The organism is Provencibacterium massiliense (genome assembly GCF_900169495.1).
GTDB lineage: Bacteria > Bacillota > Clostridia > Oscillospirales > Ruminococcaceae > Harryflintia > Harryflintia acetispora.
The window spans coordinates 1,079,439-1,093,774 of record NZ_FWCH01000012.1; the positions used below are offsets into that span (position 1 = coordinate 1,079,439).

Annotated in this window: 15 protein-coding genes; 7 read left to right on the forward strand and 8 right to left on the reverse strand. The window is 62.9% G+C overall.

All coding sequences use genetic code 11. The features are described from left to right. Positions 1-15 precede the first annotated feature (15 nt). The 5 genes from B5477_RS10280 (at position 16) to B5477_RS10300 (ending at position 5,874) form a co-directional block, all read left to right on the forward strand. Entirely contained in the window at positions 16-927 is a 912-nt protein-coding gene (locus B5477_RS10280; protein ID WP_079699604.1) for a dihydrodipicolinate synthase family protein, read from the forward strand. Further along, entirely contained in the window at positions 924-2,249 is a 1,326-nt protein-coding gene (locus B5477_RS10285; protein WP_079699605.1) for an enolase C-terminal domain-like protein, read from the forward strand. The genes B5477_RS10280 and B5477_RS10285 overlap by 4 nt, the downstream gene beginning before the upstream one ends. A 248-nt stretch (positions 2,250-2,497) precedes the next feature. After that, complete coding sequence (locus B5477_RS10290; protein ID WP_159449003.1) at positions 2,498-4,396, forward strand: sigma 54-interacting transcriptional regulator; 1,899 nt, start codon at positions 2,498-2,500, stop codon at positions 4,394-4,396. Between the two features lie 20 nt (positions 4,397-4,416). Next, the gene (yaaA, locus tag B5477_RS10295) at positions 4,417-5,157 is read left to right on the forward strand and encodes a peroxide stress protein YaaA (RefSeq protein ID WP_079699607.1); all 741 of its coding nucleotides are present in this window, start codon (positions 4,417-4,419) and stop codon (positions 5,155-5,157) included. Positions 5,158-5,274: 117 nt separating this feature from the next. Further along, the gene (locus B5477_RS10300) at positions 5,275-5,874 is read left to right on the forward strand and encodes a DUF3783 domain-containing protein (protein WP_079699608.1); all 600 of its coding nucleotides are present in this window, start codon (positions 5,275-5,277) and stop codon (positions 5,872-5,874) included. A gap of 47 nt (positions 5,875-5,921) precedes the next feature. Here B5477_RS10300 and B5477_RS10305 read toward each other — a convergent pair whose 3' ends face one another. The 5 genes from B5477_RS10305 to B5477_RS10325 form a co-directional block, all read right to left on the reverse strand. Then, positions 5,922-6,593: an NAD(P)H-hydrate epimerase gene (locus B5477_RS10305; protein WP_159449004.1), complete on the reverse strand. Its 672-nt coding sequence runs from the start codon at positions 6,591-6,593 to the stop codon at positions 5,922-5,924. 16 nt (positions 6,594-6,609) lie between these two features. Further along, entirely contained in the window at positions 6,610-7,155 is a 546-nt protein-coding gene (gene yfcE / locus B5477_RS10310; protein WP_079699610.1) for a phosphodiesterase, read from the reverse strand. Positions 7,156-7,281: 126 nt separating this feature from the next. Further along, positions 7,282-8,151, reverse strand: coding sequence for a PepSY domain-containing protein (locus B5477_RS10315; RefSeq protein WP_079699611.1), 870 nt, complete (start codon positions 8,149-8,151; stop codon positions 7,282-7,284). Between the two features lie 167 nt (positions 8,152-8,318). Continuing rightward, entirely contained in the window at positions 8,319-9,701 is a 1,383-nt protein-coding gene (locus tag B5477_RS10320; RefSeq protein ID WP_079699612.1) for a sensor histidine kinase, read from the reverse strand. Continuing rightward, the gene (locus tag B5477_RS10325; RefSeq protein WP_079699613.1) at positions 9,698-10,372 is read right to left on the reverse strand and encodes a response regulator transcription factor; all 675 of its coding nucleotides are present in this window, start codon (positions 10,370-10,372) and stop codon (positions 9,698-9,700) included. The genes B5477_RS10320 and B5477_RS10325 overlap by 4 nt, the downstream gene beginning before the upstream one ends. A 170-nt stretch (positions 10,373-10,542) precedes the next feature. Between B5477_RS10325 and B5477_RS10330 the strand changes: the two genes are divergently transcribed. Both B5477_RS10330 and B5477_RS10335 read left to right on the forward strand, forming a co-directional pair. Further along, positions 10,543-11,325 (forward strand): hypothetical protein, encoded by a 783-nt coding sequence (locus B5477_RS10330; RefSeq protein ID WP_079699614.1) that lies wholly within the window; start codon positions 10,543-10,545, stop codon positions 11,323-11,325. Continuing rightward, complete coding sequence (locus B5477_RS10335) at positions 11,306-11,824, forward strand: prolyl-tRNA synthetase associated domain-containing protein (RefSeq protein WP_242942184.1); 519 nt, start codon at positions 11,306-11,308, stop codon at positions 11,822-11,824. The genes B5477_RS10330 and B5477_RS10335 overlap by 20 nt, the downstream gene beginning before the upstream one ends. Before the next feature lie 47 nt (positions 11,825-11,871). On the opposite strand, the gene B5477_RS10340 is transcribed toward B5477_RS10335, so the two are convergent. The 3 genes from B5477_RS10340 to B5477_RS10350 form a co-directional block, all read right to left on the reverse strand. Next, positions 11,872-12,432, reverse strand: a complete 561-nt coding sequence (locus B5477_RS10340; protein WP_079699616.1) for a P-loop nucleotide/nucleoside kinase family protein — start codon at positions 12,430-12,432, stop codon at positions 11,872-11,874. A 137-nt stretch (positions 12,433-12,569) separates the two neighbouring features. After that, on the reverse strand, positions 12,570-12,995 hold the full coding sequence (locus tag B5477_RS10345) for an Hsp20/alpha crystallin family protein (protein ID WP_079699617.1): 426 nt from the start codon (positions 12,993-12,995) through the stop codon (positions 12,570-12,572). A 231-nt stretch (positions 12,996-13,226) separates the two neighbouring features. After that, positions 13,227-14,165: a uridine kinase family protein gene (locus tag B5477_RS10350; protein ID WP_079699618.1), complete on the reverse strand. Its 939-nt coding sequence runs from the start codon at positions 14,163-14,165 to the stop codon at positions 13,227-13,229. Positions 14,166-14,336: the final 171 nt, after the last annotated feature.

Sequence of the window (14,336 nt, forward strand, 5' to 3'; positions counted from 1 at the left end):
TTGGGAGGAGCGGACATGGACTTTTCACCCCGGGGGATCATTCCCCCGATCATCACCCCCTTCGATGGCGGCGGCCGGGTCAACGAGCCGGTCCTGCGCGCCCTGACCGACCATCTGATCGGCCAGGGGGTGCACGGGCTGTTCCCGATGGGCACGACGGGGGAATTCTACGCGGTCAGCGACGAGGAATACCGGCGGGTGATCGAGACCGTGGTCTCCCAGACCGCCGGTCGGGTCCCGGTCTACGCCGGGACCAGCCACATCACCACCAGGGGCACCATCCGGCTGATCCATCTCGCCGAGCAGGCGGGGGCGGACGCCGTCTCGGTGCTGACCCCGATGTTCATCAGCCAGACGCAGGAGGAGCTCTACGGGTTCTACCGCACCGTCGCCGAGAGCACTTCCCTGCCCATCATCCTTTATAACAACCGTCCCAAGACCAACGTGACCATCGAGCCGGCCACTGCCGCGCGGCTGGCCGAGATCGACAACATCGTCGGGATCAAGGACAGCACCGGCGACTTCACCAACACCGAGGAATACCTGAGATTAACCCGGGGGTGCAAAAACTTCAGCGTCCTGCTCGGGCGGGACACCCTGATCCACGCGGGGCTCTGCTATGGGGCCGCCGGGGCGATCGCCAGCTGCGCGAACGTCGCCCCGCGCCTCGCCGCCGACATCTACGACAAGTTCGTCGCCGGGGACCTGCGCGGGAGCCTGGAGGCCCAGTTCCGCCTGGCCCCGCTGCGGATCGCCTGCGAGATGGGCACCTTCCCCGAGGTCATCAAGGAGGGGCTCTCTTTACAGGGGTTCGAGGTGGGCAATTGCCTCGAGCCGATCGCGCCCCTCTCCCCGGCCCAGCGCGAGCGGCTGCGGATGATCCTCTGCGAGATGGGGCTCTGCCGCGAAGGGGGGCTTGCCTCATGACGCCGAAGATAGAGCTGATGGAGGTCTTCCCGGTCGCAGGGCACGACAGCATGCTCTTAAACCTTTCGGGGGCGCACGGGCCCTATTTCACCCGCAACGTCGTCCTGCTCACCGATTCCAGCGGCAACATTGGCCTTGGCGAGGTACCGGGCGGGCCTAAGATTACGGCGGCGCTCGAAGGGGTGCGCGCGGCGGTCCTCGGCAGCGAGATCGGCCGGTACAAGGACACCCTGTTAAAGGTCGGACGGCTCCTGGCCCAAAGCGGCGGGGAGGACGTGCGGGGCAGCCAGACCTTCGATCTGCGCACCGGGGTGCATGCGCTCACGGCGGTGGAGAGCGCCCTGCTCGACCTGCTTGGGAAACATTTGGAGGTGCCGGTCTCCTCCCTGCTGGGGGACGGGCGGCAGCGCGACGAGGTCGAGGTGCTGGGCTACCTCTTTTATATCGGCGAGGGCGCGCGCACGAACCTCGATTACCTGCCCGGGGAGGCGGGAGACGGCTGGTACGGCCTGCGCCGCCGCGAAGCGATGACGCCCGAGGCCGTCGTCGCCCTGGCCGGGGCCGCCAAAGAGCGGTACGGCTTTCGGCACTTCAAGCTCAAGGGCGGTGTGATGGAGGGCCGGGAGGAAATGAAGGCCATCTTGGCGCTCAAGGAGAGCTTTCCCTCGGCGCGGATCACCCTCGACCCCAACGGTGCCTGGAGCTTATGCGAGGCCATCGAACTCTGCCAAGGCAAGCAGGGCATCCTCTCCTACTGCGAGGACCCCTGCGGGGCCGAGGGCGGCTTTTCGAGCCGGGAAATCCTCGCGGAGTTCCGGCAGGCGACCGGCCTGCCGGTGGCCACCAACATGGTCGCCACCGACTGGCGGCAGCTGCGCCACGCGCTGCTCTCGCAAAGCGTGGACATCCCGCTGGCCGACCCGCATTTCTGGACCATGGCGGGCAGCGTGCGGGTGGGGCAGCTCTGCAGCGACTTCGGGCTGTGCTGGGGCAGCCACTCGAACAACCACTTCGACATCTCGCTGGCCATGTTCACCCAAGCCGCGGCGGCGGTGCCGGATCCCGTCACCGCCATCGACACCCACTGGATCTGGCAGGAGGGGTGCGAGCGGCTGACCAAGGCGCCGCTCGAAATTGAGGATGGGAAAATCCGGGTGCCAAACACGCCCGGCCTCGGGGTCGAGGCGGACCGCGCACAGATTGAAAAAGCGCACCGGCTCTATCTCGAGCAGGGCCTCGGCGCGCGGGACGACGCGGCGGGGATGCAGTTTTACATCCCCGGCTGGACATTTGACCCCAAGCGCCCCTGTATGGTACGATAAAAGCTGCATAAGGACACCGTCAATCGCATTGCTTCGCCGGTTTCCCTAACGCCTTTTAAGGCGGTGGTCCCCTTCCGTTCGCAAATCGGCTCCGCAGGCCTGATTGGCCCGCTCACCGCCGCTTTGCTCTCGCGGAGTCCCTCCGGCGGGCAAAGCTCGCCTGCGGGACTAATTTTAAATTTTCGACAGACTGACGGCTGCCCGCATGAAGCCGGGCGGCCGTTTTTGCAGAGGGAGGAATGAACCGTTTGGCTAAGGTCGTCTTTTTCGCGCCGCGCCAGGAAATGATCGAGCAGGCGCAAAGGCTGGCGCCGGGGTACCGCCTGGACATCGTGGGCTATGCGCTCACCTCCTCTTCCACCGCCGTGCTGCGCGCGCAGGAGGCGGTGGCCGGCGGGGCGCAGATCATTATCGCGCGCGGGCTGCACGCCATGCACATCCGCCAGAAGGTGGACGTGCCGGTGGTGGAAATCCGCCTGACCGGGCAGGAGATGGGGCTGCTGGTCAGCCGGGCCAAGGAGATGGCCAGCTCCATTTGCCCGAAAATCGCGGTGATCGGCTTTCAAAATATGTTCTGCGACATGAGCGCGTTCGACTCCCTCTTCGGGGTGGAAATCCATCCCTATTTCGTCAGGGAGACCGACCAGCTGCTGGGGGCCGCCGACGAGGCGATCCGCGAGGGCGCGCAGGTCGTCATCGGCGGGGACGCCGTCTGCGAACGGGCGAAGAGCGCGGGGATTCCCGCCCTCTTTCTCGCCTCCGGGCCGGAATCCATCGCCGAGGCGTTCCGGATCGCCGAGAAGGTCGCCTATTCGAGCGACCTCGAAAAACGCAACACCGCGCAGATCAAGGCGCTGCTGGACTACTCCTTCAACGGGATCATCCAGACCAACGCCGCGGGCGAGGTACAGCACCTCAACCACTTCGTCGAGAAGCTCACCGGAAAAAGCGAGGAGGAGTCGGTGGGCCTGCCGGTGACGGCGCTCATCCCCTCGCTGGACCCCGCCCTGCTCGACGAGGCGCTGGGCGGCGGCCGCGAGGTCTATTCCACCCTCATCACCATCCAAAAGAGCGCCCTGATCACCAACATCGCCCCCATCCTGATCGACTCGGTCGTGCAGGGGGCCTTTCTCTCGTTCCACGAGGGGAAGCGGGTGGCCGAGATGGAGGCGCAGATGCGCCGGGAAATCTATAAGCTCGGGCATGTGGCGAAGTACCACTTCGACAATCTCGTCGCCCTGTCCGCGCCCGCCAGGGAAGCGGTCAAGACGGCCAAGTTCTTTGCGCGCAGCGACTCCCCCATACTGATCACCGGGGAGTTCGGCACCGAAAAGGAGCTGCTGGCCGAGTGTATCCACAACGACAGCGTGAGAAAGGGGGCGCCGTTCGTGTCAGTGCGCTGCGACAGCCTCCAAGCCGGAGAGATGTCCGAGGAAATCTTCGGTGCCGGTGGGGAGGGCGATACGGCGGCGCATAAGTGCCTGGCCGATATGGCCAAGGGCGGCACCCTCTTTCTCGACGAGGTGGACGCGCTGGACATGAGCGCCCAATATAAGCTCTTTCGCCTGGTGCGCGACGGGGTGCTCATCCGCAGCGGGGACACCCGCCCGCTGCCCATCGGCGTACGGGTCATCGCCGCTTCGGGCCGCCCGCTCGGGCCGGCCGTGCGGGAGGGGCACTTTCGCCGGGACCTCTACTATGCGCTCGACGTCCTCTCCCTCTCCCTGCTCCCGCTGCGCCGGCGGCGGGAGGACATCGAGGGCTGGGCGGAGCGCTTCCTCGAAGCCCAGCAGCAAAAGCAGTCCCGCTACCTCTCCCTGACCGCCGGCGCCCGCCGGGCGCTCGCCGCCTATGCCTGGGAGGGCAACCTCCCCCAGCTCGAGAGCTTCTGCGAGAGGGTGGTCGCCCTGGCGCCCCGCAGGACGGTGGACGAGGTGTTCATCGCCCAGCAGCTCGAGCAGTGCTATCCCGCCGCGCACGAACCGGACGGCGAGCGGGTGATCGTCTACCAGGACCCGGACGCGCAGGAGCTTAAGGAGCTGCTCAAAACGCACCGCGGGAACCGCCAGAAGGTGGCGCGGGAGCTCGGGGTCAGCACCACCACCCTCTGGCGGCGGATGAAGAAATACGGCATTTCCGGCGACTAAGCGATAAAGGAGCAGTTCCATTGCGACTGATCATTTCCCCCGCCAAAAATATGCGGATCACCGGGGACCCTCGGCTCCCCCTCTCCCGCCCCGGTTACTTACAGCAGAGCGCGCGGCTGCTCGAACAGCTGCGGGAGTATCCCCCCTGGCAGCTCGAGTCGCTGATGAAAATAAATCCCGACATTGCCCTGCGCGCCTTCGGGTATTATCAGAGCCTGGACCTTGAATCCGGGGGCAGCCCGGCGATCATGAGCTACCACGGGCTGCAATATCAAAACATCGACCCGCAAAGCCTCACCCCCGGCGAGCTGCAATTTTTACAGCCGCGCCTGCGGATCGTCAGCGCCTTTTACGGGCTGCTGCGCCCGCTGGACGGGATCTCCCCCTACCGCCTCGAGCTGCAATGCAAGATCAAGGTGGACGGGCAGAGCCTCTACCGCTTCTGGGGGGACAGGCTCTACCGCGACCTGTTTTCGCCGGGCGAGCCGGTACTGAACCTCGCCTCGGCCGAATATTCCAAGGCGGTTTCCCCCTTTCTCGGGGCGCGGGACCGCTTTATTACCTGCGACTTTTTGGTGGTGAAGCGGGGAAGGCTTTGCTGCCTGCCCACCGCCGCCAAGATGGCCCGCGGGCAGATGGTGCGCTTCATCGCGCGGCACTCCATCGACGAACCCGAGGGGGTATGGGATTTTGACTGGGACGGATACGAATTCTCCCCCGCGCGCTCGGACGGCGGACGGTACGTCTTTATCCGGGACTGAGCGGCTTTACAGCCGGAGGAAAATGCGCTAAACTGAAAGCATGATGATTGGGGGCGGCCGCTTTGGGCCACCCTATCAGAAACGACGGACGGGAGGCGCGGCGAAAAGCCACACAATATGAAAGCGAGAATTCAAAACGACGAGCTGGTCCTGCTCTACGGTCTGGGTGAAACCACCGAAAAGGGCCAAAAGGTCCTGGAGGCGCTCGGGGAGTTGGGCGCGCCCTACCGGCAGATCCCCATCGAGCACCTCAACCAGACGCTGGGCTTCGCCGCCGGGATGGCGGGCTATGAAAAGCAGGAGCCGCTTTACAGCGGCCCGGCCCCCGAGGGTGAGGCGATCATCATGAAGGGATTCTCCCAGGAGAGGCTGAACGCCCTGCTGGCCTCCCTGCAAAAGCGGCAGGTCGGCTCCATCGCGCGCAAGGCCGTGGTGACCGAGCACAACCGTTCCTGGAAGCTGCTCGACCTCTTCTCGGAGCTCGAGCGCGAGCATGTGCTGATGAGCGCCTACGACGTCCTGTATAAGCTGGTGCAGGTGGCTCGCGGCCTCGACGCCGCGGCGTTCGAGAAAGCGAGCTTCGAGGCTCTCAGCATGGCGGCGGCAAAGGCCGAGGAAGTGATGAAGCGCGGCGAGGAGATGACCCTCGAGGCGCTCCAGGAGGCGACCGCCGGGCTGCGCCGCGCCGGGAGCAGCTTAATCGAAATCGAAAAATAATTAAAACAAAAAAGGCTTGCTCCTCCCGGGCGGGAGGAGCAAGCCCTTTACTGTTCTTCTATTTCCCAATAGAGCCCCCGGTGGCACTCCTCCGGAATCCAGATATTCAGGCAGTGCACCTCGCCGCAGTATCCCTTCGCGGGCTCGCGGCAATGGGCGTATTTGAGGCTGTCGAAGGCGAAGGTGCAGCGGGCGCGCACCGCATCGCAGTCGGCTCTTGCCATGTCGGCGTCCACGCCGCTGGGCAGGTCCAAAGCATAGACGGGCGCGCCGCAGCAGTTCATCCACTGCGCCGCCTGGCGGTCGCGCATCTCAAAGGGCGGATGGAACCCGGTCCCGTAGAGGGCGTCCACCACAAAGTCCGGCTTTGACAGCCCCTCCAGCGCCTGCGTCTCATACGCCAGGTTCAGTACCGCCACCGTCCTCGGGAGCAGGCTTAAATTGGCCGTCGCCTCCTTGGTCTGAGGCTCCCCGTCGCAGAGCAGCACCGTGACCTTCGCGCCCGCCCTCCAGAGCATCCGGGCGAGCACCAGGCCGTCGCCGCCGTTGTTCCCCCTGCCCGCGAAGACCAGCGCCGTCGCCCCTTCAAAGTCGTGGTACGCCGAGAGCGCCCCGAAGGCCACGCGGCCCGCGTTCTCCATCATTTCGGAATAGGACAGCCCCGCAAGGACGGCGTTTCGTTCGATCTGCTTCATCTGTGCACTGGTGACCAGCCGCATATCATGCGCCTCCCCTTTAACGGATGGACAGGGAGCAAAGCTCCCCACCCTCCAGGTCCTTGATGGTGAACACGCCGTCTTCATAAGTCATATAGCTGCGGGGATTGCCCTCCTTGGGCAGGGAGACCGACCCCGGATTGAGGTAGATATGACTGCCCATCTCCCGCGCGGCGAGCACGTGGGTGTGCCCGTGCAGCAGGACGTCCCCCTCCTTGAGGGGCGGGAGGCTTTGCTCATTGTAAATATGCCCGTGGGTGGCGAACACGGTGCGCCCCTCGAGCCAGAGCAGCGCGTAGTCCGCCAGGATGGGGAACTGCAGCACCATCTGGTCCACCTCGGCGTCGCAATTGCCCCGCACGCAAAACAGCTCCTGCCTGCGGTCATTCAGCAGCCGGATGACCCCCTTCGGGTCGTACCCCTCGGGCAGGTCGTTGCGCGGCCCGTGATAGAGCAAATCGCCCAGCAGCACAAGCCGCCCGGCGCGCTCCTTTTCATAGCGTCCCAGCAGCGCCTCGCAGCAGGGGCGGGAGCCGTGGATGTCGGAAGCGATCATCAGCTTCATATTTTTTCTTCCTTTCCCGGGAACTGCAAAAAACGTCTTATCATCACCGTTTATTTTAGCCCGTGCTCCCGGGAATGTCAATGCGCCCGCCGCATAAGCGGCGGGCGCAGGCAAACCAGGTTATGATCAGTCGTCGTAGTAGTGGCCGTTGTGGTGGCTTTGCTCCCAGGTGTGGCCGCCGTGGTAATCGTGGCCGTCCCAATCATGGTGATCGTACCAGTCATCGTCCCAATCGTCATCATACCGGTCGTCCCAATAGTCGTCGTCCCGGTCGCGGCTGTAGGAAAGCTGCTTGCCGGTGGCGGCCGAGAACTCGACATCGTACTCGTACCCATCTTTGTACAGCTCGATCTCGTAAACACCGTCGTCGAGGTCAAAGTCGGTGATGGTAGCGCCCGGGACAACCTTCAAAGCAAGCTCGCGCGCCTTGGCGCTGCTGATCGGCCCGCTGGAGGACGACGAGCTGCCCGAGGAGCTGGAGACGGAGCCGGTCCAGCTGGCCGGGGCCGTGCCGATCTTGATCTCCCGCTCGAGGATCGCGCCGCTGTTGGGGTTGATTTCATAGCTGCCGTAGAGGGAGTCGGTCTTAAAGCGGATCTTGTACTCCTTGAGCCCATCGTCGCTCTCGAGCAGGGTATCGACGATCTCGGCTCCCGAAATTTCATCGGTAACCAGCTTCTTGGCCTGCGCCTTGCTCAGTGAAACCTGGGCGCTGCCCTTCCCGTCGCGGTCGGTCTTGTAGGAGACGATCTTCTGGGAGGCCGTGCTGATCTTCACCTCGTGTTTCTCGCTCTTGGACTCGAGGTAGTATTCCACCTCGTAATAGCCGTCGTCGAGCTCGGTCTTCAGATAGGTGCAACCGCTCGGAACCTGTTTTTTGGCGAGCTCCCGCGCCTGGGCGGCGGTGAAGCCCGCCGCAAAGCTGTGGACTGAAAAAGTACCGAGCAGGAGAGCCAACGCCACAGCGCTTGTCAATAATTTTTTACCCTTCATCATGATATATACTCCTTTCCAGGCCTGAAAGCCTTGCTTTCAGGCTTGACACCTCAGGGTGTATCGTTCTCTGTGATTATAGAATACAGGGCCATGATTAAAGTAAAATTAAAATTTTCACTTTTTCATCATTTTCTTGATTTTGTAAAAAATATTGAGCCGCGGCTCGTTCAATCCGGCTCGCCCACCCCGGGATTCTCTTCCCGGCGCAGCGGCAGGGTGACGGTGAAGTCGCTCCCTTCTCCAAGCGTGCTCTGCGCCTCGACGGAGCCGCCGTGCACCTGCGCAATCGAGCGCACGATCGACAGTCCCAGCCCGGTTCCGCCCCGCTCGGCGGTGCGCGCCGCGTCGGCGCGGTAGAAGCGGCCGAAAATTTTGGGCAGGTGCTCGGGCGCGATCCCGATCCCGGTGTCACGGACGCTCAGCAATGCATTCTCCCCCTCGGTGCGAAGGCGGAGCGTCACGCTGCCGCCCGGGCGGTTGTAGCGGATGGCGTTGCTCAGCAGGTTGGTGACCAGCCGCATGAGCAGGGTCTGGTCGGCGGTGAGCGCCACCTGCCCCTCGATTTCCTGATGAAGGGTCAATCCCTCCTGCCTGGCCGAGGGCTCCAACTCCTCGCAGACGACGGCGCATAGCTCGCCGAGGTCCACCTCCTCGAACTCGGGCTGCAGCCGCCCGTTGTCCGCGCGCGCCAGCAGCAGGAGCCTCGCGATCAGCGAGTTCATCCGTTTGGCCTGGCGCAGGATCACCCGCACGCTCTCGCGCAGCTCGGACGCGCTCTTTTCGTCCTCCAGCGCGTATTCGCACTGGGAAAGGATGATCGCCGCCGGGGTGCGCAGCTCATGCGAGGCGTCCGAGGTGAAGCGCTTCTCGTCCTCGAACGAGGTCTGCAGCCGGTCGAACATCTCATCGAAGGTTCCCCCGAGCCTTGCAATCTCGTCCTTCGCGCCGCTGCCGCCGATCCGGCGGCTGAGGTCGTTCCCCCCGCTGATCGAGCGCACCGTGCCGATCATATGCTCGATGGGCAGGAAGGCGCGCTTGGTGATCAGGTACCCGCCGCCCGCCGCGATCAGCAGCAGGAAGGGGCTGGCGATCAGCGCCAGAAGCAGCATGGTGCCCAGAGGGCCTGAAAAGCCGGTGTCCGGCGTGACCCCGCGGATCCAGAGGCTGACCCCGTCGATCTGGGTATAACGATCATAAACGAGCCAGCGCTCGCCGCCGTCCTGGGAGGATTTGAGCACCCCGTCCTCGAGCAGGGCGTTGACCTTCGGTCCGCTGCCCGAACGGGGCGCCAGCCGCCGGCCCTGGTCGTCATAGAGAAAGACCGAGACTCCGTCGGCGTAAAACCCGATCTCGCGCTCATCGAGCTCGCCGCGCTCAAAATGAACCTGCCCGGCGGCGGCCTCCACCACCCGGGAGAGGGACTCCCCCGCGCGCTCGTAGAGCACCCGGCTGGAGAAATAGAACAGGTCCCCCAGGAGCACCACAATCAGCAGAAAGACCAGCGCGGTGTACCACAGGGTAACCTTGGCCTTGATCGACAGCTTCTTCATACTTCCTCCCGGATAACATAGCCGCTGCCGCGCACCGTATGGATCAGCTTCTTTTCAAACGGGTCGTCGAGCTTGCGGCGCAGATAGCGCATGTAGACGTCCACCACGTTGCTGCCGCCCTCGAAGTCGTAGTTCCAGACATGCTCCTCGATCCGCTCGCGGGAGAGCACCACCCCGCGGTTGAGCAGCATGTATTCCAGGATCGCGTATTCCTTGGCCGAGAGCTTGATCTCCTTCCCCGCGCGGGTGACCCGGTGAGCGGCAAGGTCCATGCAAAGGTCCCCGAGCGCGAGTTCGTTCGCAGCCTCGCCCGTGCCCCTACGCAGCAGCACCCGCACCCGCGCCAGGAGCTCCTCGAACGCAAAGGGCTTGGTCAGGTAATCGTCCGCCCCGCCGTCCAGGCCCTGCACCCGGTCCTCTATGCTGTCCCGCGCCGTGAGCAGCAGCACCGGCGTGCGGTTCCCCTGCCCCCGCAGCCGGCGCAGGACGCTCAGCCCGTCCACCTTGGGCAGCATGATGTCCAGCAGGATCAAATCGTACTGCGCGCTCTCGGCATAGTCCAGCGCCTCCTGCCCGTCGGTACAGCGGTCCACGCTGTAGCCCTGCGCTTCGAGGCGCTTGGCGGTCACATCGAGCAGGTCGCGCTCGTCCTCCACGGCCAATATCCGCATGGCTCTCCCCTCCTTGATTGACGTTATGAATACTTTATCGCAAACAGATTAAAGCAAGATGAAGACACCATTATTGTACAGGTAAGCGCCAAGTTTTACAAATTTAATTTGATTTTCATCTGCCTGTGGTATTATAGTATAAATAAACCTATTTTTAAAGGAGTATGACCATGTATTCCCGTTACCGTTTCCCCGCCCTGCTTCTGGCCTGCTGCCTGCTGTTTTCTGCCTGCTCCAGGCAGAACGCCGTCAAGAGCCAGCCGATCTCGGATGAAATAGCGCCCAGGCGCGCCCAGGTGAGCAGCAGTTCGCTGCCCAACGAGGATGCCGCCCCGCAGGAGGATGTCATCCCGCAGGAGAGCGCCGCCTCACAGGCGGAGGTTTCCTCCTCCCAGCAGGCGGGCACGTCCTCTGTCCAAGCGAGCGGCGAGGAGCTGCTTGCACAGTACTACAGCGTCAAGGCGCAGGAGGAAGCGCTGGAAATCGACATCGAAAACCTCGAAGCGGCACTGCGCACCGGTAAGCTCGGCGACAGCGAATTCCAGCAGAAGCTGGCCGAATATGAGCGGCAGGAGGACGCACTCGACGCGCGCAAGGATGCGCTGGAAGCGCAGATCGGCCCCTTTGCGCCCTATTTCTCCTTCACCCTGCCGCAGGACCGGGAGGGGCTGCTCTCGCTGCTCGATGAGCTCGAGCGGCAGGACGACGAACTCGATGGCCGCAAGGATGCGCTGGAGGACGGCTACCGCAGCGGCGCCACCAGCCGCGAGGACTTTTTAAAGGAATATGCCCTGCTCGAACGGGAGGACGACTTCATCGGCGAGCGGCAGGACGCGGCCGAGCGCGCGCTGGCTGCGCTGCCCGCCCTGAGCGGGCACGGCTCGCACAGCAGCACCCACCATGCCGAATACGACGATTGGGACGACGACGGTGATGACGATGACGACGACTGATCCCGGGGACCCGGTACATGCCAAAGCCCTGTCGGCGCTCGAGGCGCTAGGTATCGAATACGAATACCTGCCGCACCCGGCGGTGTACACCATCGAGGAGATGGCGGCGCTGTGCCTGCCCCACAGCGAGGCGATCGCCAAAAACCTGTTTTTGCAGGACGACAAAAAACGAAACTTCTATCTCGTGACCCTGCGCGGCGAGCGGCGCGCCGACCTGCGCCGGCTGCAACAAGACCTCGGGAGCCGCAAGCTGAGCTTCGCCGGCGGGGAGACCCTCTCGCGGATCCTGGGCCTCTCCAAGGGGGCGGTCACCCCGCTGGGAATCCTCAACGACGAAGGGCGGCAGGTGCAGGCCGTCTTCGACCGCAGCTACGGGGATAAGGACCTGATCGGGGTCCACCCGCTGCAGAACACCGCGACGGTGTTCCTGAAAATGGAGGACCTCGCCCGCCTGGTGCGCGCACACGGCAATCCGCTGACTTTTCTGGATTTCGTATAAAGGCCCTGCCCGGCCGCTGCATGCGGCCGGGCAGGTTTTTCCATCCGTTATTCCAGCTCCTCCAGCAGCGTTTGAAGCCCCGCGCGGTAGGAGTTGTCGGTGGAGTTGTCAATAATCCTCAGCCCCTCGAGCGCGGGCGGCTCGAAGCTGCGGCTGGCGACGTATTCCTCCCAGTTCCGCAGCTTCCAGGTGTCCCGCTCGGAGCCCCGCGCTATCATGCGCTGGTGGCAGACCTCGATGTCGGTATGCACCCAGACCACCGTCAGCTTCGCCCCCTTCCCGGCCAAGGTTTCGCGCAGCCGGCGCAGGTACTCCTCATCCCGCAGCTCGCGGTTAAAGGGGGCGTTGACCAGCACATGGGAGCTGTAGTCCAGCGCTTCGAGGGCGATCGCCATGATCGCCTCGTATTCATAGTCCCGCACATTGCGCTCAAAAAAATCCGAGCTGCGGTCGAACGGCTCCCCCGCCACCTCAAAAATCCGCCTGGAGAGCACGATCACGCTGTCCTTATCCAGATAGACGCATTCCCCCAGCGCCTCGGCCAGCTTTTTGGCGATGAAGGTCTTTCCGCTGGCCGGGGGCGAGGTGATCAAGATCAAATGTTTCATAAACGGTTCCTCCCAAGGGCAGTCCAATCGGATTTTTGTGATGAGTGCCGCTTTTGTCAAGCCCTTTATCCTCATTTTTCCTCCAGGGACGGGGAATATGTAAAAGCCCCCGGAAAAACCGGGGGCTCGCATTTTGATTACCGGATTTCGATTTTGCGGGTATCGGGTTTCGCCTCGCCGCGCTTGGGCATTTTGAGCTCCAGCACGCCGTTTTCATAGCTCGCTGTGATCTCATCGACCTTGACCCCCGACACGTCGAAGCTCCGGGAGAAGCCGCCGTAGCTGCGCTCGCGGCAGACATAGTTGTCCTTCTCCTCCTTCTTCTCCTCGCTGTGCTGCGCACGCAGGGTGAGGTAATCGCCGTTAATGTCTATGCTGATGTCCTCTTTCTTAAAGCCCGGCAGCTCGGCCTGGACCAGGAAATGGTCGCCCCTGTCGAGCACGTCGGTCTTGCACTGGCTCAGCGTGCGCCCCGCGCTCCCCCAAAAGTCGTCGTTAAGGGCGGTGGAAAGCGCATCAAAAAGGTTTTTCTCTCTGCGGGCGAAAGGCATTAAATCGAACATACAAAAAACCTCCTTCAATCAATTGGTTTGTGTTGGTGAATGGTTTGCGTAAACATTCGCGGCGCGGGCCCTCTTTTGGGGAGCCGCTCTCTTTTCTGTTTACGTCCTTATTGTACGAAAGGATTTTTAAGAAAAATCATACTATTTATGAATAAACCTTTAATTTTAGCACTCTAGTATTAAGAGTGCTAAAATCTCCTTTCAAACCTCTTGATGATCGGGTTTTGCATTTTATTCCAGTCCGATAAATTCCCGGATCAGGGAGTAGCGCGGCACCAGCCGGCTGTCGATCGGAAAGAAGGTTTCCTCGTCCTTGATCAGCCGCCTCACCGTGGCGTTCCAAGGGGAATCTCCCTGCGCGCCGTCCAGAATCTCCAGCAGCTTTTCGCGGTAAAGGAAGGGTTCGTAAAAATGGGTGGAGTTGATGTGCAGGTCGGCCCGCTCCCGGAAGGGATGGATGTACAGCTCCTCCCCTTTGAGCACATAGTCCCACATGCGCAGCGTCTCCATAACCGGGGTGGCCCTGAAGTGGAAGTCCCGCACGATCCGGCGCATCAGGCGCAAATCCCGCGCGGCGAGGCGCACGTTGCCCGCCCCGTCGAGAAAATCGCTGTGCACGCTGATGTAGACCTGCAGGCAGGGCCGCCCGTGCAGCGCGCCCGAAATCAGCGGGTTGAGCGCGTGGATCCCCTCCACGACGACATAGGTGTGCTCGTCGTAGAGCAGCTCCTTGCGGGTATCCAGCCGTCGCTTGACCGAAAAGTCATAGATCGGGAAGCCGGCGCGTCCCTCGCGCAACAGCTGCTCCATGCATTCGGCGAAGCAGGCGATATCCAGCCCCTCGACGCTCTCGCAGTTGCGCGAGCCATCCTCCCAGAGCGGCAGCTCATCCAGGGATTTATAGAAATTGTCCAGGGAAATGCGGTTGACCCGGCTGCCCCGGTTTTTGAGCTCGGCGGCGATCATCTTGGCGGTGGTGGTCTTCCCCGAGGAGGAGGGGCCGGTCAGCAGCAGCACCTTGGCCTCCCTGCTCTCAAGCTCCCGGCAGACCGAAAGGATTTTTTCGCGGTACTTCCCCTCCGCAAAATTCATCGCCTTCTGCGGCGTCTCGCGCAGGGCGTGCGCGGTCTCGGGGATCGATATTTGCTCCATGCGATGGGTATATCTCATAGTTCGTCTCCTATAGCTCCAAAATCGGCAATACCCTTAGTTTGCCAACTGTTACCGCTATCATACCGCATTGCCGCCCTCCCTGCAAGGGCCGCCCAACAGAAAAGCGCAGGCCGCTGGTCCATCCAGCGGCCTGCACCATACGCGCGCCCCCGCCAGGACGCGGGAAAA